At 42.0% G+C, this 22,042-nt stretch carries 17 protein-coding genes; 11 read left to right on the forward strand and 6 right to left on the reverse strand.

Annotated elements, in window-relative coordinates:
* Positions 1-385: 385 nt before the first annotated feature.
* Positions 386-1,999 carry an apolipoprotein N-acyltransferase gene (lnt, locus tag LC653_RS21090; protein ID WP_229496745.1) on the reverse strand — a complete coding sequence of 538 codons (1,614 nt, stop codon included), beginning with the start codon at positions 1,997-1,999 and terminating at the stop codon, positions 386-388.
* The gene (gene gyrA / locus LC653_RS21095; RefSeq protein ID WP_229496746.1) at positions 1,980-4,586 is read right to left on the reverse strand and encodes a DNA topoisomerase (ATP-hydrolyzing) subunit A; all 2,607 of its coding nucleotides are present in this window, start codon (positions 4,584-4,586) and stop codon (positions 1,980-1,982) included. The genes lnt and gyrA overlap by 20 nt, the downstream gene beginning before the upstream one ends.
* A 156-nt stretch (positions 4,587-4,742) precedes the next feature.
* Between gyrA and LC653_RS21100 the strand changes: the two genes are divergently transcribed.
* From LC653_RS21100 to LC653_RS21150, 11 genes are all read left to right on the forward strand, one after another.
* On the forward strand, positions 4,743-4,904 hold the full coding sequence (locus LC653_RS21100) for a hypothetical protein (RefSeq protein WP_229496747.1): 162 nt from the start codon (positions 4,743-4,745) through the stop codon (positions 4,902-4,904).
* A 781-nt stretch (positions 4,905-5,685) separates the two neighbouring features.
* Positions 5,686-6,237: a hypothetical protein gene (locus tag LC653_RS21105; RefSeq protein ID WP_229496748.1), complete on the forward strand. Its 552-nt coding sequence runs from the start codon at positions 5,686-5,688 to the stop codon at positions 6,235-6,237.
* Positions 6,238-6,545: 308 nt separating this feature from the next.
* Positions 6,546-7,193, forward strand: a complete 648-nt coding sequence (trmB, locus tag LC653_RS21110; protein ID WP_229496772.1) for a tRNA (guanosine(46)-N7)-methyltransferase TrmB — start codon at positions 6,546-6,548, stop codon at positions 7,191-7,193.
* 894 nt (positions 7,194-8,087) lie between these two features.
* Entirely contained in the window at positions 8,088-8,246 is a 159-nt protein-coding gene (locus LC653_RS21115; protein ID WP_229496749.1) for a hypothetical protein, read from the forward strand.
* A gap of 31 nt (positions 8,247-8,277) precedes the next feature.
* A complete protein-coding gene (locus LC653_RS21120) occupies positions 8,278-8,649 on the forward strand; it encodes a Nif11-like leader peptide family natural product precursor (RefSeq protein ID WP_229496750.1) in 372 nt (123 codons plus the stop codon).
* A 75-nt stretch (positions 8,650-8,724) separates the two neighbouring features.
* On the forward strand, positions 8,725-9,987 hold the full coding sequence (locus LC653_RS21125; RefSeq protein WP_229496751.1) for a nif11-class peptide radical SAM maturase 3: 1,263 nt from the start codon (positions 8,725-8,727) through the stop codon (positions 9,985-9,987).
* 21 nt (positions 9,988-10,008) lie between these two features.
* A complete protein-coding gene (locus LC653_RS21130; protein ID WP_229496752.1) occupies positions 10,009-10,188 on the forward strand; it encodes a hypothetical protein in 180 nt (59 codons plus the stop codon).
* Positions 10,189-10,578: 390 nt separating this feature from the next.
* A complete protein-coding gene (locus tag LC653_RS21135) occupies positions 10,579-11,739 on the forward strand; it encodes a phosphotransferase family protein (RefSeq protein ID WP_229496753.1) in 1,161 nt (386 codons plus the stop codon).
* 530 nt (positions 11,740-12,269) lie between these two features.
* Positions 12,270-12,509 (forward strand): hypothetical protein, encoded by a 240-nt coding sequence (locus LC653_RS21140; protein ID WP_229496754.1) that lies wholly within the window; start codon positions 12,270-12,272, stop codon positions 12,507-12,509.
* A 638-nt stretch (positions 12,510-13,147) separates the two neighbouring features.
* The gene (locus LC653_RS21145) at positions 13,148-14,281 is read left to right on the forward strand and encodes a T3SS effector HopA1 family protein (protein WP_229496755.1); all 1,134 of its coding nucleotides are present in this window, start codon (positions 13,148-13,150) and stop codon (positions 14,279-14,281) included.
* A gap of 192 nt (positions 14,282-14,473) precedes the next feature.
* Positions 14,474-15,379 (forward strand): hypothetical protein, encoded by a 906-nt coding sequence (locus LC653_RS21150; protein WP_229496756.1) that lies wholly within the window; start codon positions 14,474-14,476, stop codon positions 15,377-15,379.
* Positions 15,380-15,476: 97 nt separating this feature from the next.
* Here the strand turns inward: LC653_RS21150 and LC653_RS21155 are convergent, their stop codons facing one another.
* The 4 genes from LC653_RS21155 to LC653_RS21170 form a co-directional block, all read right to left on the reverse strand.
* Positions 15,477-16,244, reverse strand: coding sequence for a peptidylprolyl isomerase (locus LC653_RS21155; protein WP_229496757.1), 768 nt, complete (start codon positions 16,242-16,244; stop codon positions 15,477-15,479).
* Between the two features lie 168 nt (positions 16,245-16,412).
* Entirely contained in the window at positions 16,413-17,936 is a 1,524-nt protein-coding gene (locus LC653_RS21160; RefSeq protein WP_229496758.1) for a beta-barrel domain-containing protein, read from the reverse strand.
* A gap of 65 nt (positions 17,937-18,001) precedes the next feature.
* Positions 18,002-20,728 carry a peptidase domain-containing ABC transporter gene (locus LC653_RS21165; RefSeq protein WP_229496759.1) on the reverse strand — a complete coding sequence of 909 codons (2,727 nt, stop codon included), beginning with the start codon at positions 20,726-20,728 and terminating at the stop codon, positions 18,002-18,004.
* Complete coding sequence (locus LC653_RS21170) at positions 20,622-21,344, reverse strand: helix-turn-helix domain-containing protein (protein WP_229496760.1); 723 nt, start codon at positions 21,342-21,344, stop codon at positions 20,622-20,624. Before LC653_RS21170 ends, LC653_RS21165 begins: the two co-directional genes overlap by 107 nt.
* Positions 21,345-22,042 lie beyond the last annotated feature (698 nt).

A 22,042-nucleotide genomic window follows, 5' to 3' on the forward strand; every position in this document is an offset into this window, starting at 1 on the left:
GACTTATATCATGTCCGCTTGATTACTTATTAAACCCGAAGAACCCCACCCCGCCAAAGCTACGCTTTGTCTCCCCTCCCCTTGCTAAGGGGAGGGGATTAAGGGGTGGGGTGTAATGACTGTGGGAATCATAACTAATTATGCGGACATGATATTACGCAAAAGTACACGCGCTCAGGGGCAATTCATGAATTGCCCCTACGTGAAATAAGGGTTTCGGCTATTGTTTGCGTAAGTCCTGCATTATTGGTAAGAGTTTTTAAACCTAATAAAGCCCTGAAAATGTTGGGTTTCGTTCCTCAACCCAACCTACATTGGAGTTATTTTTTAGGCTTAACCAAACAGTATTGAGTAGTATCTTGGGATCAGGGAAAAAAGTTAATTACTAATCACTTATTTTCTTTGTATGCCCAAGTTGAATTAGCAGCCAAGCTCCTCCAGAGGATATCAATAACAACGGTGTCAACCAATCACCCCAACGCACATATAAAGTCTGCGTTTGTCTCCGATAAATTGTTTCAGCATGAGTTTCGTAAGTATTATATCCAGATATCCACAAGGTTCTGCCGTGAGGATCTATAAAGCCTGAATATCCTGTATTCGTTGCCCGTGCTGACCATCTATCAGTTTCAATTGCCCGCATGATATCTTGTGCATGGTGCTGGAACGGCATCGATGCAGTGTAATGGGCATCGTTAGAAGAACTGAGGATAAATTGCCCACCCGCAGCAGCTTGACGGCGAAATTGCTCAGGAAAAGCAGATTCATAACATATACTAGCGATCGCCCGACCAAAAGGAGTATCAAATATTTGATTTGTCGAACCCGGAACTTGATGTGCTTCCAGAGGCGACAAGCGTTGAACTATCCCGCCTAAAATTCCTTCAAAGGGAATATATTCTCCCAAAGGTACTAGTTTGGACTTATCGTAGCGGCTGACAATTTCACCTTTAGCATTAAAAGTAAACAAACTAATTGTATAACTGTCTCCCCGTTCTCCAAAAGCCCCAATCCAAGCAACTACGCCTTTTTCCTTCACTGCTGCGACTAAGGCAGTTCCCAGTAAGTCACGCTGGAAAATAGGTAAGGCTCCTTCTGGGGTGAGGACTGCATCTACACCTTGATTTGCTAAAGTTATATACCCACTGGTATAGTTTTCTTGGGCGCGACGAAACCCTTCAGAACTTCGTAAAAGTCGGTTCGGGATATTACCCTGAACAATCCCCACTTTCAAGGCTGCTTCTGGTAACTGGGCGATGGGACGGCTATATAAGATAAAACCGATAAGGTGTAAAGTAATTAATAATCCTGTGGCGCTAACCCAGTATTTATTAACGAACCGCCAAGGCGCAGAGGACACAGAGAAAATCTTGGCGTCCTTGGCGTCTTGGCGGTTCGTCCATCCTTCAGCAATTAACCCATTCACGGCAACTATTCCTGCTGTCACAGTATTAGGCCCAGAGAGTTGCCCCAGATGTAAAATTACGAGATTGTGCGGACTTTGAGTGTAAGCAAGGGAACTCCACCACAAAGGCCCCGCACTCCACAGACTCTCTAATCCGCACCAGACGGCTGTACCAATCAATATACGTAGCCACGGTTTTTGTCCGTTTAGGCGAACCATCACAGCTGCCCAAATAGCAACGAATACCCCTCCCAAGAGGCTGATAAATCCCCAACAAAAAAGAGTGATTGCCAAGCTTGGCAACCAAGGAACGCCCAACCATGTCATCGGATGAATTCCGGTAATCCAAGATAGGGCGACACCGTGATAACCGATACCCCATAGGAAAGCAAGGGGGAATTGGTTTTTGCCTTTAGCTGAAGGGACAACTAGCACCCATAAGGGAACTAGGGCAATCCAAGCCAAGAACCATGCACCTACAGGGGCGACGGTTAGCCCCATTAAAATGCCGCTAGCTAAGGCAATTAAGCAAGGGAGTAAGGCGGTTAATTTCTCCCCCTGCCTCTCCTGCTTTTTACTCTGCTTCTTCTGCATCGGCAGCATCAGGTGGAACTATTGCCACTCCGGTAATAGCGTCATCTTCGTCTAAACGCTGCACTCTGACTCCAGTTGCCGATCGCGATTGGATAGAAATCGCATTTACCGCTTGACGGATGATAATACCGCGATTTGTCACCATCATGATTTCATCATCATCATTGTTGACAATGCGTAGGGTTGCCAACTTATCTTTGGTTTTGCGGTTTTTGAACTTGGTTGCCATTAAACCCTGACCGGCACGATTTTGTAGTCGGAACTGGGCAACTGGTACGCGCTTACCATATCCTCCCATTGTAATTACCAACACCCAAGGGCCAACAATGCCACTGCTAGGCACTTCTGCGGACTCTTCATTAGTTTCAGTAATTTCGATATCTTCTGTTTCAATTGTTTCGATATCTTCAGTTTCGGCTTCTGTAACTATATCCAAAGTTTCAAGAATTGCTGCGGGGAGGATATCCATACCCACCAGTTCATCTTTATTTTTGAGTTTCATTGCTTTCACCCCACGAGTCGCCCTACTTAAAGGACGCAGTTGTTCGTGGTTGCACCGGAAGTTAATCGCCATCCCGTTCCGAGAACCAATGATTACACTGTCCTCTACTCTAGCGCGTCGCACCCAGCGCAGTTGGTCGCCTTCTTCTAAGGAAATGGCAATCAAACCATTGGCGCGAATGTGACTAAACGCGGCCAATTCGGTTTTCTTGATATTGCCGCCCTTAGTAAGCATGACCAGATATTCTTCACTGCTAAACTCGTCAACAGGTACAATCGAGGTGATTTTTTCCTCTTTGGGAATCGGTAGCATCTGGACAATTGGTGTCCCTCGGCTAGTACGCGAACTCGCTGGAATTTGATAAGCTCTCAGGCAATAAACAACACCACGCTCACTAAAGAATAAAATACTGTCGTGATCGCAGCAAGTCAAAAAATGCTCAATGGTATCATCATCTTTCACCTTGGCTGCGGCTTTGCCTCTGGTAGCACGGCTTTGCGCTTCAAAGGTGTTAACTGGCATCCGTTTGATGTAGCCTTGCTCTGTAACCAAAATTATTGCTTTTTCATTGGCAATTAGGTCACGGTCATCTAGTTCCCCTTCTCCTGGTAAAATCACCGTGCGGCGGGGTGTGGCAAAGCTAGTTTTTAGTTGCGCGACTTCAGTTTCAATGATTTCTAGCACTCTCTCCCGGCGTGCCAAAATATCTTGCAAATCGGTAATTTTCGCTTGTAATTCCTCGTGTTCCAAACGAATTTTGTCTGCTTCTAAGGCAGTCAACCGCCGCAATTGCATTTGCAAAATTGCATCTGCTTGCACTTCCGAAAGTCCGTAAGTTGTGATTAATTCGCCTTTAGCTGTGGGCGCATCGGGAGCATGACGAATCAAGACAATAATTGGATCTAACTGGGATAGGGCAATTAATAATCCTTGCAGGAGATGGTCGCGTTCCTCGGCTTTCCGCAGTTCGTAGCGGGTGCGTCTGGCAATGGATTCGATGCGGAAATCCAAGAAGACGGTTAAGAACTGCTTGAGGGTGAGTACTTGGGGTTCGCTATTCACCAACGCCAGCATGTTCGCCCCAAAGTTGGCTTGCAGTGGCGTTTGCTTGTAGAGGTTGTTCAGCACAACGCGGGGATAAGCATCACGCTTGAGTTCGATGACAACTCGCATCCCGTCGCGATCGCTTTCATCCCGGATATCTGCGATGCCCTCTAGACGCTTTTCGTTCACCATTTCGGCGATTTTTTCAATCAGCGCCGCTTTATTGGTTTGATAGGGCAATTCAGTAATGATAATTGCTTCTCTATCTGGGCGTCCCCGTTGTTCAACGGTTTCAATGTTAGCGACACCACGCATGGTGATGGAACCACGCCCGGTGGTGTAAGCTTCTCGAATGGCAGATGTCCCCAAAATTTGCGCCCCAGTCGGAAAGTCTGGGCCGTGGACATACTGCATTAACTCAATATCGGTGATTTCTGGATTGTGGATTACAGCCACCAAAGCATCAATCAATTCGCCCAAATTGTGCGGCGGAATGTTGGTTGCCATACCCACGGCAATCCCAGAGGAACCGTTGAGTAACAACTGCGGAATTCGCGCCGGTAGCACTGTCGGTTCTTGCTGGGAACCGTCGAAGTTATCGGCGAAATCTACGGTTTCATACTCGATGTCGTGTAGTAGACCAGCGCTAGTTAAAGCTTGCAAGCGGCATTCTGTGTACCGCATGGCGGCTGGCGGATCGTTATCTACCGAACCAAAGTTACCATGTCCGTTAACTAGGGGCGATCGCATGGAAAAATCCTGCGCCATCCGCACCAAGGCATCATATACTGCCGTGTCACCGTGGGGGTGGTATTTACCCAACACTTCCCCCACCACACGGGCGCATTTCTTAAAGGGGCGATCGTGCAGTAGACCTAGCTCGTGCATTGCGTAGAGAATGCGACGATGCACAGGTTTTAGACCATCCCTGGCATCTGGCAACGCCCGACCCACTATCACGCTCATGGCGTATTCCAGATAAGACTGCGACATTTCGGTTCGCAAGTCTATCGGGATAATCCTCTCCTGTGAGGTTGTCATAACCTAAAAATCTCCAAAAATCGTAGATTTTAGCTTTTTTACTCAACAAAGCGCAAAATTATTCTAAATTGCTCTTGAATAATTGCCATAATTTGATACAATCCTAACATATATTGCTTTTTTTTGCCTGGAAAGCTAACTCAAGCGTCTTAGTAGATGCTCTTTGGTTTGATCCAAGTTCTACCAGAGGCACTGGACTTAATCAAATACCCTCCGAAAATTGACGATGTTATTCGGGAGCAGTCGGTAGAAGAACGTAAAAGTAACTCAGCTTTAGTACCGGAAATCATTGATGAACAAAATGATGAATTGAGCTAATTCACAAACGAAGTAGGGCGATATATCATAGCTTACTAATAGTAAAAAATATGACTGTCTAGCTGCTTGGACAATAACAAAACTTTTACCTATATCAACTTAATTTAGGTACTTCAAGGAATCTTGTTGGATCTCATCAACTGTGACTCTTTGCATTTGAGCTTTTTGGCGTAATGGTATAGGGATATTAGATTACTTGACTAGATTGGAGTGTCATGTCTGAGGACAAGTAGCTTTGCGTCTAAGTACTTTGCGGGAGGTTGAGTGAAGCGATCACAGAACCTAAAAATTGATCAATATGTCTGTAGCTGTAGATTGGGTGAAGTAATCCAGATATAACCCGCATTTCTCACAAGCCCTGCGATGGCTACGCCCGCCGCAGGCATCGCACTCTTCATAATCCTTATCCAGAATATGTTTCGGGCATTTTCGACAGGTTATTTTTTGATGCAGTGTGAAAAATCGGAATCTAGATTTTATAAGGCTTTGAGAATTGTGGTGATAAATCCGGGTATAAGCATTCCTTGATTGCATTGAACAACCTTTTACTTTAGGTATCTTATTAATTACTTACTGTAGTTCAACATTAGCTTATTGTAGTATATAATACAGTTGCAAGCATAAAATCGCATTATACGAAGGATTAAATGGTACTCCCCTCAGCAATATTGACATTGACAACTTTAAAATTGCCTTTCTCTCAAAATACCAGTTTGATAATGATGCTATTCGAGGGGCTGTATTAGTTACAGATAAAGAAACAAAACCACTTGAATTTCGTGTGACTGAACCAGTACGTCCTACAAAAATCCAGAGAACACTTTATGGAGAAATTCTATATGATTATATCCTTGTAGAGCTAATAGCACTTCCTTTACTTACAGCTTTAAAAGAAAAACCAAATATTGTTATAGTTCAAGATGAAATTTTAATCAATGTCAATCAAAAGCATGAGTACGAAAAAGCATTAGACATTGGTCGGATTCAATTAGAAACATCAATTCAAACAGAAAGTGATTTTCAAGTTAGAAATAATATTTTTAAACTTATTGGTAATTTAAAAAAAATATGTAATTTTGCTTCTGGTCAGTCAACTAGCCCAAAGAGTGAATTACTAATAGAGTATATAGAAACAATAGCCGCCAATGGAGAAAAAGTTTTAGTATTTTCTCAGTATAAACAAGAGGGAATTAATAAAATTGAAACACTTTTAAATCAACAAAAAATAGGTTTTGTTTCATACAAAGGTGAAATGTCTGTACAGCAGAGAAATAACGCTGGCATCCGTCGGCTTGGGCTAAGTTTGGTCTTCCACCGTCACCGCAGATTTTAGCGATCGCACCCACAAATTTACCAGATTGCAAGACCTTTTTATTGACTTTTAGACTAAAAGCTGAAATTCCAACATAGTAATTCGCCTGTGCTTCTAAGGTTGCAGTAATTTGACCTTTACTACCATTACTAGCATGAGTAGAGTAAACTTGTTTGCCACTCTCAATCAATCCATTATTGTTGCTATTGTAATAGATGAATGCAGGCAATTGACTAAAATTACCAGCTAGTTAGTACATTTTGTTAACAAAGCCAACTGATGGCGATCGCACGACATACAGGATATTCTCACGTAAAGGAGAGCAAATTTTGGCAGCAGTCCGAGTCCGCCAGCATGTTAATCCACTTGGTAAAAAGTATCAAACACCAGCAAGTCCCCAAGACTTGGAAAAAATTTATGCAAAGCCAAATCAACCGCTACATTTAGATATTGGCTGCGCTAAAGGACAGTTTTTGGTGAATATGGCTCAAATAGAACTCAACTGGAATTTTCTTGGGTTGGAAATTCGGGAACCTCTGGTGGTGGAGGCGAATAAGTTACGTTCTGAGTTAGGTTTGACAAACCTGCACTATTTATTTTGCAATGTGAATAACTCATTGCACTCCCTTTTCTCTTCCCTTCCACCAGGAAGTTTACAGCGCGTTACAATTCAATTCCCCGATCCTTGGTTTAAAACCCGCCACGCTAAACGCCGTGTAGTGCAACCAGAACTAGTGGCAGAATTAGCTAATTATCTTGCAGTTGGGGGAGTTGTATTTCTGCAATCAGATATGGAATTTGTTGCGGTGGAAATGCGCGATCGCTTTGCCGCTCATCCAGCTTATCAGAAAGTTGGTACAGAAGAATGGTTAGCTGAAAACCCGCTACCAGTCCCCACAGAACGGGAAATAGGTACGCAAAAAAAGGGTGAGCCTGTTTATCGAGCTTTGTTTGAAAGAGTGAGAAATGCAGAATAGAGATATTGATAATATCAACTCTATTCCACAATATTTTGAATTGAAAGTTTTCTTGAGCAGCCTTAAAACTATTTAGTAGTATAGACTTAAATCTTATTTGTTATCTTGTCGTTAGACATTGCTCATCAGTCAGAAAAGTTTTGGAGACATAAATGTTTTATTAAGGGTAAAAAAGTTAGTGATATATTCTCTTAGAATTGGTGCAAAACCTTGCTATGAATGAATTACAGCGTTTTTCAAGTAATTGAACTATGCTACTCCCATTCCCTACTCCCCATCTCAGTCGTGGTCTAAATACCTGAAAATTGCTGTAATAGATATATGAACTTGATAAATAAATAGTTAAGCTGTTAAGCATTTAATTTGCACATTGGCACCGCAGAGGGCAGGGGGCAGAGGTCAGGGGAGAGAGTTTCCAGCTTTTATTGACAATAAAAATGGTGCAACTTGTAGGCGCGACAGCTTATTACTGAAAAGTATCGATTGACAGGGCGGCCGCATTATGTCAATAAAAAGATTTTATTCTCAATAAGCTGAAAAGCAGTCGCATTAATAGCTGCTTATTGACATAAGTTTAGCGTAGGCGTAGCCCGCACTTCGACAAAGCTCAGTGACCATCGTAGACATCGCTCTGAAGCTAGGAAAATAAATCAAACGTGAAATGCTGATTTTTTCGTTGGTTCTTAACCTTGCTTATGATCAAGAGTAATTTAGATGCGTTTGCCCTGTATCGGTTGATTATTTAGTGACATAAAAGTTTTATTTATGTCTAGTTAACAATTGGCAAAACATAGTTAAATCATTTCTCTCATGCCTAAAATATAGACAGATTAGGTAATTCCAGTACTTAGTAATTAAGCCTATATCTAGTTATATATTCTGAGGAAAAGCGAAATGGAAGGCAAGAAAAAGAATTCAAATCTTCAATTAGAAATTAACAATCTAATTGATAACGCTGTTAACAATGCAGTAGCACGACGGAACCCTGTTGAGGATTTAGAAGATGCTTTGCAGTTGAAGTGGCAACACCGACTATTGGTTAAGCAAAGCTAGGTCTGTAATTAAATAATTTTATGAGGAAATCATGTCCATAAAAAATGTTCAAGCCTTTTATGCACAGCTAGCAAATGATGAAGCTTTTCGCGCTCAAATTCAAGGAGTGAAAAGTAAGGAAGAATGTAGCCAAATTGTTCAAAGTGCTGGCTACAATTTCACCCAAGATGAGTTTGAAGAATATACGGCTCAATTGTTGGAGTCAACTGCTGGCGACGATGAACTCAAGGATTTAAATGAAGAAGAACTAGAAGCCGTTTTTGGTGGGGCTTCATCAATTACTGGGAAGCCTACTATACGGCCGCTATATGGAGTTATTGTTACGGAACCTATTGATTGTCCTCACAAGCCACCTGGTTATCAGCTTGCCTATGGAGTTATTCAGTCAGATAATATTGCTTAGATAAGAGTTTAGGTTTATGGGGACGGATAGGGATATATTCGTCCTTTTCTCAAGAAATTAATTGAGGGTATTCTAATGACTTATCGTCGAATTAGCTATGCAGTTTGGGAAATTACATTAAAGTGTAATCTAGCTTGCCAGCACTGCGGTTCTCGTGCTGGTCATACAAGAGCGAACGAACTTTCTACAACAGAAGCCCTTGATTTAGTCAAGCAAATGGCGGAAGTGGGAATCACTGAAGTAACCATAATTGGTGGTGAAGCATTTCTGCGTCCTGATTGGCTGGAGATTGCCCAAGCAATTACCCAAGCGGGGATGCTTTGCGGTATGACCACTGGAGGTTATGGTATCACTCTCGACACAGCACGCCGGATGAAAGAAGCTGGAATTAGAGTGGTATCTGTCTCAGTTGATGGCTTAGAAGCAACTCACGATCGCCTCCGTGGTAGACAAGGCTCTTGGCAATGGGCGTTTAAGACTATGAGCAATCTCAAACAAGCAGGTATTCCCTTCGGCTGCAACACTCAAATCAATCGTCTCTCTGCACCAGAATTTCCTCGTATTTACGAGCATCTGCGCGACGCCGGAATCTTCGCTTGGCAAATTCAATTGACTGTACCGATGGGGAATGCAGCAGATAATAGTGAGATTCTGCTGCAACCTTATGAATTACTAGATGTATATCCTATGATTGCTCGTGTTGCTCAACGGGCAAAGCGAGAAGGGGTGCAAGTACAGCCAGGAAATAATATTGGCTATTACGGGCCCTATGAGCGATTGTTGCGAGGAGGAGATGCTTGGTCTTTTTGGCAGGGATGTAGTGCTGGACTGTCTGCTATAGGCATCGAAGCCGATGGTGCTATCAAAGGTTGTCCCTCACTACCTACCACAGCATACACTGGCGGTAACATCCGCGATTATTCACTACGGACAATTATTGAAGAAACCGAAGAATTACGGTTTAATCTCGGAGCGGATACTCCTAAAGGAACATCACATTTATGGGGTTTTTGCAAGACTTGTGAATTTGCCCAACTCTGTCGAGGTGGTTGCAGTTGGACTGCTCACGTTTTCTTTGATAAGAGAGGTAATAATCCTTATTGTCATCATCGCGCCCTGACTCAGGAAAAAGGCGGTATTCGAGAGCGAGTTTTTCTTCAACGTCGGGCGGACGGAAACCCCTTTGACAATGGGGAGTTTGGGCTAATTGAAGAACCGATAAATGCTCCTTGGCCTGAAAACGATCCGCTTCATTTTACTAGCGATCGCATTCAATGGCCAGAAGGTTGGGAAGAAGAACCAAATTTAGCATTATCTTTAGTTAGTTCTAGTAATTAAAAACTGCAAAATACCATTTCTATGAATAATATCTCTACTGATATCCCTTCAGAAAATACGACTGTTCATGACTCTCAAGTAACCCTATTACCTCGTTCACCTTGGAATAGTCAACTAGCTTATTTGAGAGTTATTTTTAGAGCGAAAAAAGCTCTAGACCGCATCGAAAAAGAAGCTGGTCTTTTGATAAATGAAAACTAGTTAGATTATATCCATAAATTACTTAAAGTTGATTAGGGACTTCCAAATAAAAAATATCCCAAAACTGAGGCAAAAATCCCCTCTATTTATCCTCTCTCTGTGTTCTCTGCACGGCAGTTGCTTCAAGTCGGCAAAGCCGCCCAACGCACTGCCTCGTCTCTGTGGTTCGTAATTTATTTTTTGGAAATACCTTACACAATAAAAACGCGTAGGCAAAGCCCGCACTTCGACAAAGCTCAGTGACCATCGTAGACATCGCATATTCTCGGAAACTTGGTTTACTGATTATAGTGGCATCAAACTTTTCTTGCTATCGTAATCAACTGTTACCAAAAAATAATGATTTTATAGTGGCATACAAATAATAGATAGTTCATCCATTTACAGCTTATGACATTTTTATTAAATTCTCATAATATTTTCGATTATTTAGTTGCAGATGGTTTATGTAATCACTCCAACCAACCACCCAGTCAGGTAGAACCAATTGCAGCTAAAAATTTTAATTTATTAGTTACTTTGTCAAGCGATCGCAAGCTTCTTGTTAAACAAGAACGACACAATCAGGAAGGGAAAGCGGCTGGTGAATTTTTAAGTGAGTGGCGAATTCAAGAATTTTTACAACGATTTCCAAACTTTGACAACTACCGCTCATTTTTACCAGAGGTACTGCATTTTGATGCCGAGAATTCCATTATTGTCTTTAGATATCTGGATGATTATCGGGATTTAATGGATTTCTACACCAAGGAAAATAGCTTTCCTACAGAAATCGCTACGGCAATTGGTAATATTTTAGGGACTATCCATCGTGATACTTTCAACCGCCAAGAATATCAGGAATTCTTTTCTAAAAATTCAGATAATTTAATGGCTGATCAAGTATCACATTTAGTTCGGGGATTAGAACGGATTGAACCAGAAATTTTTGGTCTAGTTCCTGGCGATGGGTTAAAGTTTTTTGCTCTATATCAACGTTATGATAGCTTTGGGGAGGCGATCGCACAATTGGGTAATGCTGTAACGCCCTCTTGTCTCACCCACAATGATTTAAAACTAAATAATATTCTCCTCTACAAAGATTGGCAGGAATCCAGTAACAATGTTGTCCGGCTAATTGATTGGGAACGCTCGGCTTGGGGAGATCCAGCTTTTGATTTGGGAACACTTATTGGCAGCTATGTACAAATCTGGCTTGCTAGCTTGGTTATCAGTAGTTCTTTGAGTCTTGAAGAGTCTCTACGCTTGGCAATAACACCTTTAGAACTGCTTCAGCCTTCAATTGCTATATTAACCCAAGCTTATTTAAACACTTTTCCAGAAATTCTAGAACACCGCCCTGATTTCTTGCAGCGGGTGGTGCAATTTACCGGTTTTGCTTTGATTCAACAGATTCAGGCGATGATTCAATATCAAAAATCTTTTGGCAATATGGGGATTGCTATGCTTCAGGTTGCTAAGACGTTATTATGCCGTCCTGTACAATCGATGCCAACTATTTTTGGTGCTGCTGCTGTTGAATTAACTCACCTGAGTAGTTCTGCTGTTTAAATCATTTTGTTATTACTAAAGTAGTTATGCAATTATTAAATTCTGCTCAAACTCAGGTATCAACTGGTTTATGAGTGCCCACACATCTATGCAACCGCGCAGTTTGTGACACGTCTTACCTGAGTTAGACAGATTGTAGCGGATAGCATGAGGTTTGCTTTTACCCTCAGAATAAAATAGCTCTAAATTTTTATCGTTCAGTCCAAGAGGATTCTTGGGCTGGTTTTTTATTGGTTTTTCTAATTTGTAGAAGTGAAGCAAGCAATCAAGAAAGAAAAAGGACATAAATGTTTTTTTATATATCATCAAAAATTAGCTACTTTGTCGCCATGTATCTAATGTTTTTATTTTCGGATAGATAACACAGTAACTTTAATAATAAACAGACATATAATTGCATTATTTTTGGCACACTATTTAGTAAAATAACCCTTGCAATAATAGATGCAGTAACAGATTATGGTAATGGGATGAGGCAATTCAAAGTCTAATCCTTACTGAAACAAATTTACTTAGGAGTACATTGAGGAATGGCTAGCATTACTATCTCTGAACTGCGTCCTACTGGTTACGAACTGTTTTCTGATTCTGAAACTTTTATGACTGATTTGGTTGACAGTGAACTTGACATTATGGGTGGTCGAGCCGCTGGTGGTCTAGCCGCTGCATCCGGATGCAATTCAGGGTTTTTATGTTGTATTACCAGAGCAGAGGTAGCAGATGCTCTGGTTATTACCAGAGCAGAGGTAGCAGATGCTCTTGTCCTTTAAAATTTAGTGAAGGTACAGACAGAAGTGATGATTTGAAGAATCCTCTAAAAAGGATTCTTCTTTCTCATCTGCTTTGAAAGCTCCCATAATGGCAATATTTCTGTAAAATTTGGATATATCTGGGGTAGAATATCTACTTTTACCAGTGTCAGATCATTCTGACCCAATGCTGTAAATGTGAACAAGTTACCCCTTTAATTAAGCAGGGCTGTTTCATTCCCTAAATAGCGCTAAAAATGAAGGGTTCTAGCAATTAAGAATTGATTATTTTGTTACCAGCGTGCCGAGAAAATGAACAATTTTACTGTTGTTTAAGTGCTTAAAAGTTCATTTACTCGTCACCCTCACTTACAATTTTTCTCGTTAACCATCTTGACAAATCCTATTTGAGATGGAACGAAACGCCCTGCTTTAATTAAGGGGTATTAATTTTACAATAAAACTGTTTATTGAAAAAATTAATTTAGCAGTTCTTGAAGTGCTAAATGAATTTACTACTTCTTTCATATAGATTAGAAATCGGCTTTAATTATTGAGTTCTTGTCAACAACTCAATCAAAAATAATCAGATACATAAAATTACTCCCTTCCCACCTGAAAATTATCTTTGTCGTAATGTTTGTCGTAACGGAACCATCATGCAAATACTAGATTCTATTCAAACTCAACAGCTAAATTCCGCTTCTTCTCAGGTGCTGGATACTCTGCAAAATATTGTCAGCAACGTTCAGATCCAGCCCAACTTCTATATTAGCCATCCAGATTACAAACCTTTGGAACTTCCTGCAGAGGTGGTAAAACGCTTTCAGGGAATACCTTTGAACCTTCAGAGTAAGTATCTTAACCTGCAACTGCAAAGGTTTCTCTACGGCATCTACTACAACGGTTCCCTGCGAACTGCCCTTGCACTAGATGCAAATTCAACTAATTTGTCACTTCACCAAAATCTAGAGAACAATACATTGTTAGGGGTAAACATGGAGTTCATCCAGCTATTGCACGAAAGCAATGCTGGAGAAGGCTACTTTAGCCCAGGTTGGTATGTACTGAGGCAAGAAAGCGATGGCCGTCTTGCAGTGAAAAAAGACGGACTAACCCTACACATTGAGCGCGATCGCCATCTACAACTAGCAGATCGCTCAACTGCTGTAGGTAACTTGGTTTCAATCCGGTTACCGCCTAATTTGGTTCAAAACGGCTTCTATGTCGCAGTGAGCAATTTAGGTGCGGTAAATCCCGGAAATCCAGACAGTCATTCGGGGTTAGTGCGAATTTACTTTAATTTCAGCCCCCCTGGCGCAGTTGCCATGATGAGAACTATCACACAGCAACTGAACAAAATAAAAGTTCCCTTTGCCTTCAAAGTGCTATATAACCCTTCTGATTATGGTCGCTACGACTCAGGTGTTCTCTACTTTGAGCGAAACAACTACGAAGCAGTCCGGCAAGTTATCCAGATCATTTATGCAGAAAACCGATCGCATTTTCGGATGAAAGTACCCCTGTTCACTAAATTTCTTGCGCCTGGGTTAGCTTTAGCAGAAGAACCAGATTGCAAATTTTCTGTCCACGAAAGTTTCGGGATGAACCGCTGCCAAATTGTCGCTCTTGGCTTGTTAGAAGCTTGGCAAAAAGGCGATTTTTCCCCAGAGGGTCGGATGGCTTCTATCCTCAAACACTTCTTGATTTTTGGGATTAATTTACAGCGTTCTTATCTAAATACCAACTCTGAGGACATCTATAACCCTTTGGACTGTTCTTACATCCTGTAAGCACGCCCTGTTTCATTGAGTTTTGTTGTATTTGTATTTTTAAGTAAATCTTGTTTTTGCTCTCCAATGTTTAATTCTTATAGCAAACTCATCCGGACTGCTCTAGAAAACTGCCAACGAGGTTCCACAAAGCCCATTCAGCTTCCACCGGGGAATCTTGACAGCTCGTTCAGTCAAAAGCTGGTCACGTTTATGGAGTCTCGGTTGCCACTCACAGACAAGTTGCTGCTGCGTTGGTGTCAGGATGCTCTTCATCAAGCTCTGGTTGCCGCTCGTCGCGGACAAATCGTGATGGCTAAACAGTTCTTCACAAAGGCACGCGCACCTCTTGAATCGGACACGCTTTCGATTGAGGGTGGTCTGATTTGCAAGTCCTTCCACGAGGTAGCAGAAGCCTACCTAGATTATCGCCAAAGTGCTTTTGACCAAGCTCGCACCAGGCTGTTTGAGGGATTAGCAATTGACGTGCTTTTGGAGGAAAAATATGGGTACGAGCTTCTTTATCTACATCGCCTCCAAATAGCACTCCATCTTGTGCGTATCGATATAGGGTGCATGTGCTTCGAGTCTGCAATTGACCTCGCCTGTCGGCTTTTAAGCTATCTCGAAGGAGCGTCAGAGGCTTTACCGCTCCCAGGTTCTTGGGGATCTGAGCGTGTTGCACTTCTACCACCAGAGCTTGCCGCTACGATGTTTGTACAAATAACCGATCAAGTCGCTCTCACCTTAGCAGGAAAGAACCGTCAGATTACTCGTAACTTGTTTGCAGTTGTCTCCCATCACATGCAGTTACAAGCTGATGGCAATTGCCACCCCCACCCGCGTTCTCACGCCTGGTTCCTGATTAAGCAGGCAGTTGTAAGTAACGATATTGCTACTTTTTTGGAAAGAGCATCCCACTTCCTGACTGAGGGACGCGCCGACACACCATTGCTGTGGTATGCAACGGTTGTCGATCTCGTCGCCCTGTGTGACGAACTCGCTCTCCCAGAGTCTGAATTGGTGAGGCGGGAGATTGTCAAAGATGCGGTTACATGGGAATACCTGCCACAACCGTTTTTAACCATACTCGATGGCTATGCAAACAGCGGTACTTAAAGCGTCTCTACCTCAATCCTAACTATGAAGACATTCACACACCATTGGACTAAGCCAACAGTGTGGTAAATCTAGCTATTGCCGAAAAACTAAAAGTCTAAGCTTGGGGATTAGCACTTGGATTATTAGAGTCTAAGTGCTTAACAATTTCAAATTCTGCACTTTCTTGCTTCAACCATTCAGAAAACAAATCTGAAGCAATTTTCTGACGCAACTCATCATCTAATTGCGGTTGAATAATCTCCTCTACCAAAATCAGGTGTACCCCTTTAGCAGCCACAATTGGCTTGAGAAGCTGTGGTGGTTTAGCAGCGAAAACAGCAGCAGAAATTTCTGGTTTTAAACCTTTACGGTTGACTTTCTCTTGATATCCGCATTTTCGACGTAATTCCGTATCTTGAATGTATTGGTGAGCAGCATCATAGAAACTCATTTCACCTTCCTTAATCGCATAGTAAAGTTCTACTGCTAAGTCTTCATCATTCAATAAAATCTCATACATTACAACACCAGTATAGTCTAGCTGATGCTCAAAGAAATAGGGTTCAACTTTTTCTGCAATCAGATGTTGAAATAACTTCTCATCAATCAAGTTAGTGTAAACTATTTGTTCAAAATCATCGAGAGATAAACTATGTTTTTCTAACCAATCCCAGGTATCGTTAGCACTAATTAGTTTATTTATTAACCGTATTCTGTCTGCTCCTTTTTGCAGTTCTTCATTGACTATTTCAATACCCGCTTTAGCAGCATAATTTCCCAGGATTTTGCGGGTAATAATTTGTTTAATTATCTCAGGTATTTTACAAGATAGCTTGATTTCTTGAAGAATATCTTCGCTGGTAATCTTGATAGTTTTTGGCACGATGTAACTCCTAATTATGTAAGTTGTTTTTTCGTTCCCTGTAACCCTTCCAGAGAATACCTATTGTGAGGTTCAGCCTCGATTTCAATAATGGAAACCGAGTCTCCAATAATTATGTTTACAGGCTCAGCCTGTAAACGAGGAAATGCATAAGTACCGCGAATACCGCTACAATTTCACCCCACCCTGTTGCAACTGCTTAAATGGGTCAAGCAGAAAATCAATAATCCGACGCTGGCGCACAATTACCTCAGCCGTCGCCGTATTTCCAGGATGCAAGGCAATACATTTATTAGCTGAGGAAATACAATTTTGTTTTAGGGCAATTTCTAAGTCATAAGCTGCCACCTTTCCATTAGGTGTATCCACCTCTATGGTAGTAGGAGAAATCTCTAACAATTCTCCTTCCACTATTCCATAATCCTGAAACGGATAAGCATCAAATTTTAACTTAACTGGCAACCCTTTTCGCAAAAAACCACTCTCAGTTGTCGCCATTTGCGCCCGAATTATTAAAGGCGAACCTTGGGGTGCAATCTCTGCAATCATCGCTCCAGGCTGCACTACAGACCCAGCCCGTTGTATCGGTAACTGAAACACTCTACCATTCACGGTGGCTCTTAACTCTCGTTGTCCTAACTGAAACTTTAACGAGACAATTTGACTTTTACTCTGAGCAATTTCTGCCTGAAGTGTAGTAATTTCTGTCTCCAAACTCTTCTGTTGTTCGTCGATTTTTAGCAGCGCTAGCTTGCTAGAACGAGTTAAGGTCTGATAACTCCTTTCCTGTTCTTTCAGTCGCAACTGTGCCTGCTCAATATCTGCATTTGCTTGCCGAATAGTCCGCTCATAACTACTCTGTTGTTCTACCAAACGTAGTTTAGCCTGCTGAATATCTGACTGATTTTGCTCGTATAACTGTTGCTTGTCTTTAGCTATATCTTGCTTCTGGACAACATTAATTTCTGGAACAACCCCTGACTGCCAAAGACTGCGATAGCGTTCAACTTCTCGCTGGGTACTCGCTAAACTACTGTCTACTAATTTATTAGCTGTTTGACTATGCTCAAGAGTTTGCCGTGCCTGATTGACTTGAGCTAATTTTTCGTCTTTTTGTAAGTCATAGGAATTCCTCAGAGCATTCATATTCTGTCGCGCTTGATCAATTTGAGCCTGCTTTTCTAACTGTTGAGATTGGTTCTGTTGCTGTTGAGTTGTCAAAGATACAACTAACTGACTTTTAGATGAATTTAACTGAGAAAGTCGATTTAATTGTCCCTCCAATTTCTCCTGTGCCTGTCGCAATTCTGCCTTAACTAATTCTGATTCCAACACCAACAAAGTCTGCCCAACTTTAACCGAATCACCTTCCTTTACCCGAATTTCGGCAACAGTACCTGCCACAGCAGCATCCAGCCTAACCGTCTTTCCCTTTGGCTCAAGTCGCCCTCTGGCTGTACCCGTTTCATCCACCTTAGATAGCATTGCCCAAGGTAAGATGATTGACACAAATACCACCAAAAAATACAGCAATCCCCTTGTCCAAACTTGGGGCAAGCTATCAAGTAAATCCTTGGTTGCGTAAGCCCAATCATCAGTTGATATGGCTGGTGTTTGCTCTCTGAAAATTTCCTTGTCCTGTTCTACCTCATAAATTTGGGTTTGAACCTTTCCATTTAATGTGTTTGGCATGATTTTTCCTGATATCAATTTTGGGAATGGGGAGACAACAAAAGCTTCCTGCTTATCTTCTTTTTTCACCCTGCAACATCCATCTGCTGATGATTGAGATAAAAATAATGTCCCCGCTTCGCCATCAACTCTTGGTGAGTCCCACTCTCAATCAACACACCGCGATCTAGCACCAATATCAAATCTGCATTTCGTACAGTTGAAAGGCGATGGGCGATTACTAAGGTGGTTCTGTCCTGAAGAATTGTGTTTAAATTCGTCTGAATAATCCTTTCTGACTCTGCATCCAGATGGGAAGTCGCCTCATCCAAAATTAACAGCTTGGGATTGCCTAACAACGCTTTAGCGATCGCAATTCTTTGTCGCTGTCCTCCAGACAACATCCCCCCTCCTTCACCAATCTGGGTTTCATAACCCATAGGCAACTTTTTAATAAACTCATCAGCACCCGCCAATCGCGCCGCCTCAATAATCTCTGCCAAAGTTGCCCCAGGATGTGCCAAGCTAATATTTTCCCGAATCGTTCCGCCAAACAAAAAGGTATCTTGGTCAACTACCCCAACTTGCTCACGTAGAGAACGCAACGAAAGGCTGGTAATATCGTGACCATCAATCAACACTTTGCCATCTGTGGGGGAATATAACCCTAAAACCAGCTTAGAAATCGTGGTTTTCCCCGAACCACTCCGTCCCACCAGGGCAACCATTTGCCCACTATGTATTTCAAAACTGAGATTTTCTAAAATATTGATATCGCCTTCAGGGTGATAGCGAAATGTCACGTTGTCAAAGCGAATGTTACCTTGAATGGGTGGTAAAGATTGCCGCACCTGATGCTGCAAATCCTCTTCTGGTTCCGTATCCAACACATCATTAATGCGTTCCACGGCAATCACCACTTCTTGCAATTGATTCCACAAAACTGTTAATCGTTGAAAGGGTGTAATAATATTTCCCAGCAACATATTAAATGCTACCAATTGCCCAATAGTTAGCTGGTTGTGAATCACTTGGTACGCCCCAAACCACAGCAAGATGGTAGTTACCACTGCTTCAATTGTGTTGCTGAATATTTGCAGGCGATTGCTGATAATTTGCCCGGAAAAGTTAGTTTTTACTTCTTTACTTAATAACTCTTCCCAATGCCAACGCACTGTCTGTTCTACTGCTGTAGATTTAACTGTTCGCACACCAGAAAGGGCTTCAATCAGATAGCTGCTTTCATTAGCAACAGCATTAAATATTTCTCTAGAAATCTTTTGTAAAAAAGGTGTGGCAATCAATGCCAGCAGGAAAAAAGGCGGTACAATTACCAATACTAACAACGCCATTTGCCAACTGTACCAAAACATCAATCCTAAATAGATAAAGACAGTGACTAAATCCAGCAGGATGGACAACGCCTCACCGGAGAGAAAGCGTTGAATTTTGCGGTTTTCCTGTACACGAGAGATAATATCCCCCACATAACGGGACTCAAAGTAACTCAAGGGTAGCCGCAGAGTATGGCGAATAAATCCCACAATCAGTGCTAAATCTAGCTTATTCGCCGTGTGGTCTAACAGATATTGCCGCAACCCCGTCATCGCCACACGAAATAAACTAAAAATTAGTAACCCTAACCCCACCGCCGTTAAGGTTAGTTCAGAACGCTGCACCACTACGCGGTCTAAAATTAACTGGGTAAATAAGGGAGTAACAAGTCCAAAAATTTGGATAAATAAGGAAGCAACAAACACTTCCAGCATTACTAAAGAGTGAGGCTTGATCAACTCAAAGAATTGCCAAAAAGGAGTTGTAGTTTCTTTGGCATCCTTTAACCAGGCTGTGGGTTGCAGCAGTAGTGTATAGCCAGTCCAGTTGGCTTTAAATTCGGCGTGGCTGAGGGTGCGTTGACCAATAGCGGGGTCGGCGACAATGACGTGTTTGGGGGTAATTTCGTAGACAACAATGTAATGTTTGCCCTCCCAATGGGCGATCGCAGGCAATTTTTGCTTCGCTAATTGGTCAAGACTCGCCTTAACAGGTCGCGTGGAAAAACCAATACTTTCCGCCGCCGCCGATAACCCCCGCAGTGATGAGCCATTGCGGTCAACATTGGCGATATCCCGCAGGCGATTGACACTAAAGTTTTTCCCCCAATAACGAGACACCATCACTAAACAAGCTGCACCGCAATCTGATCCACTCTGTTGGGCAAAAAACGGATAGCGCCGAATCACACGCTGTAATAAATGCCCCACTCGCTGCGTGGAGTTGGGAAAATAGGCTTTGCTAATCTTTTTCTCGTGTGGCTTTACTGCTGTTGACAAAATCTTCGTTTCATGCAGCAGTTTTGAGTCAGATGGCAGTACTGGAGTGTTATCCGAGTCCACCTGTTGGGGATTACGAGATAGCGCCTTAGCCCACAAATGCTCCCGAATTTGGGGATATTTAGCCATCAATGGCCATAACACTTCACCCGGAACAAAGCATAGTTGTAGGTTGACTGAAGCCCTTGCAGTGTAAGGTCTAAAGTCAACCTCCTTCAACAAGGTAAATTCCCCAAATGAGTCACTAGCCTCTACAGTGGCGATTAACTCATCGGCGCTAGAGAGCAACCTGACCTTACCAGCGATCGCAATATAGATTCCTGGTTGAGCATCAGTTCCTTGCCAGAATTTGCCGACTTTCGGGTTGATAAACTTAACTTGTTGAAGACAATGTTGAAATTCCTCTGTTGAAAGAGAATAACCCAGAGTATTGTTGAACTGTTCTAGAGAAACCAACTGAGCAGATATATCTTGCGCCATAAATGTCTGAATCCTTTCCTAATTTTGCGAAGTTCAGAGACATAAATTCGGAATCATCTGGAATAGCTGGCGATTTCAGGTCACTAATGAAGATTTTGGAACTCTTAGCCTGCTCATGGCTGTTTGCTTCAGAATTGCTGGGTTTTGGTAGTGTGGATAATCCCATCTGTTTGAGCAGTCGCTTGATATGGCGATCGCTCACCTCAATCCCAAATTCTTTCGCTAGATGTTTCCCTAGCCAGTTTGTTGTCCACCGCCGAAAAGCATAGCCATGATCGCGGGGACTACTTTTAATCAGTTCTTTTAAACGTTCTAAATACTCCTCATTTACTGCTTTCGGGCGACCAATGGGGCAATCTTGCCATTGGTGCGCCATCCCTGTCCGGGCTATGTGCATCCAATGCCTTGCTGTTGCTGGACAACACCCCAAAATTTGACAAATTTCTGTTTGGGATTTTCCCTCATCTGCCAACAACATGATTTCAATACGTTGTCGGTAAGATTCAGGTAAACTTTTTTCCAAACTTACTAACAGTAATTTACGCTGAAATGATGTTAAATACTTACCGTTAGCTATTATATATCTTGTTTCAATTTTCGTATTGCAGTCGTCCATACACGTATTATTAACTAGGTTTGTGGACACACGAATGTCTTATGAACGATTCATAATTTGGCAATTACCTCTAAGGTTAAGTAGAAACATTGCAAAAAATAATTTTTTTTGCAACTATAGTATTTATCACCATTTAGTTTTAGTTTTATGTAAAAAATAATTTAGTTAAGCGATATTTCTGACAATTTTTGTTGAATATTGCTTTTATAGATATAGATCAGGCTACAAATCCAATTTATAAATTCCAAAAATAGTCGCTAAATTTTAGTAAGGTTTTGTAAAGATAAATTTCTGGTGAGCAGAGAAAAAAAGTCATATCATGTCCGCTTGATTACTTTAAGATTAGCCCTTTCAAGATGGGTGGAAATTTTAGTCCATAAATTCTTCTTTAACCTCTTCTCTCTGTGTTCTCTGCGCCTAATAAGGTTAGAAAAATTACTTTTAAACCGCAGAGGCACAGAGAAGCCAGTGCGCCCTTGCGGTTCCCCGACTTGTTCGCGCAGCGTCTCCCCTTCTCCCAAAGGGAGAGGCTAGCGCCTGCCGTAGGATGCCCGAAGGGCTGTAGGGAGAAGCAACTGGCGCAGCGCTGAGAGAAAAAAATAGATTTTACTAGTCACCTTGAAAGGGTTAGTCCTATTGGTTTTGTAGCAATCCAGCAGCCAAGAGAATAGTATTTAAAGGATTGCGAACAATACGCT

The sequence above is a fragment of the Nostoc mirabile CHAB5784 genome (genome assembly GCF_020829645.1).
In the GTDB taxonomy this organism is placed as follows: domain Bacteria; phylum Cyanobacteriota; class Cyanobacteriia; order Cyanobacteriales; family Nostocaceae; genus Nostoc; species Nostoc mirabile.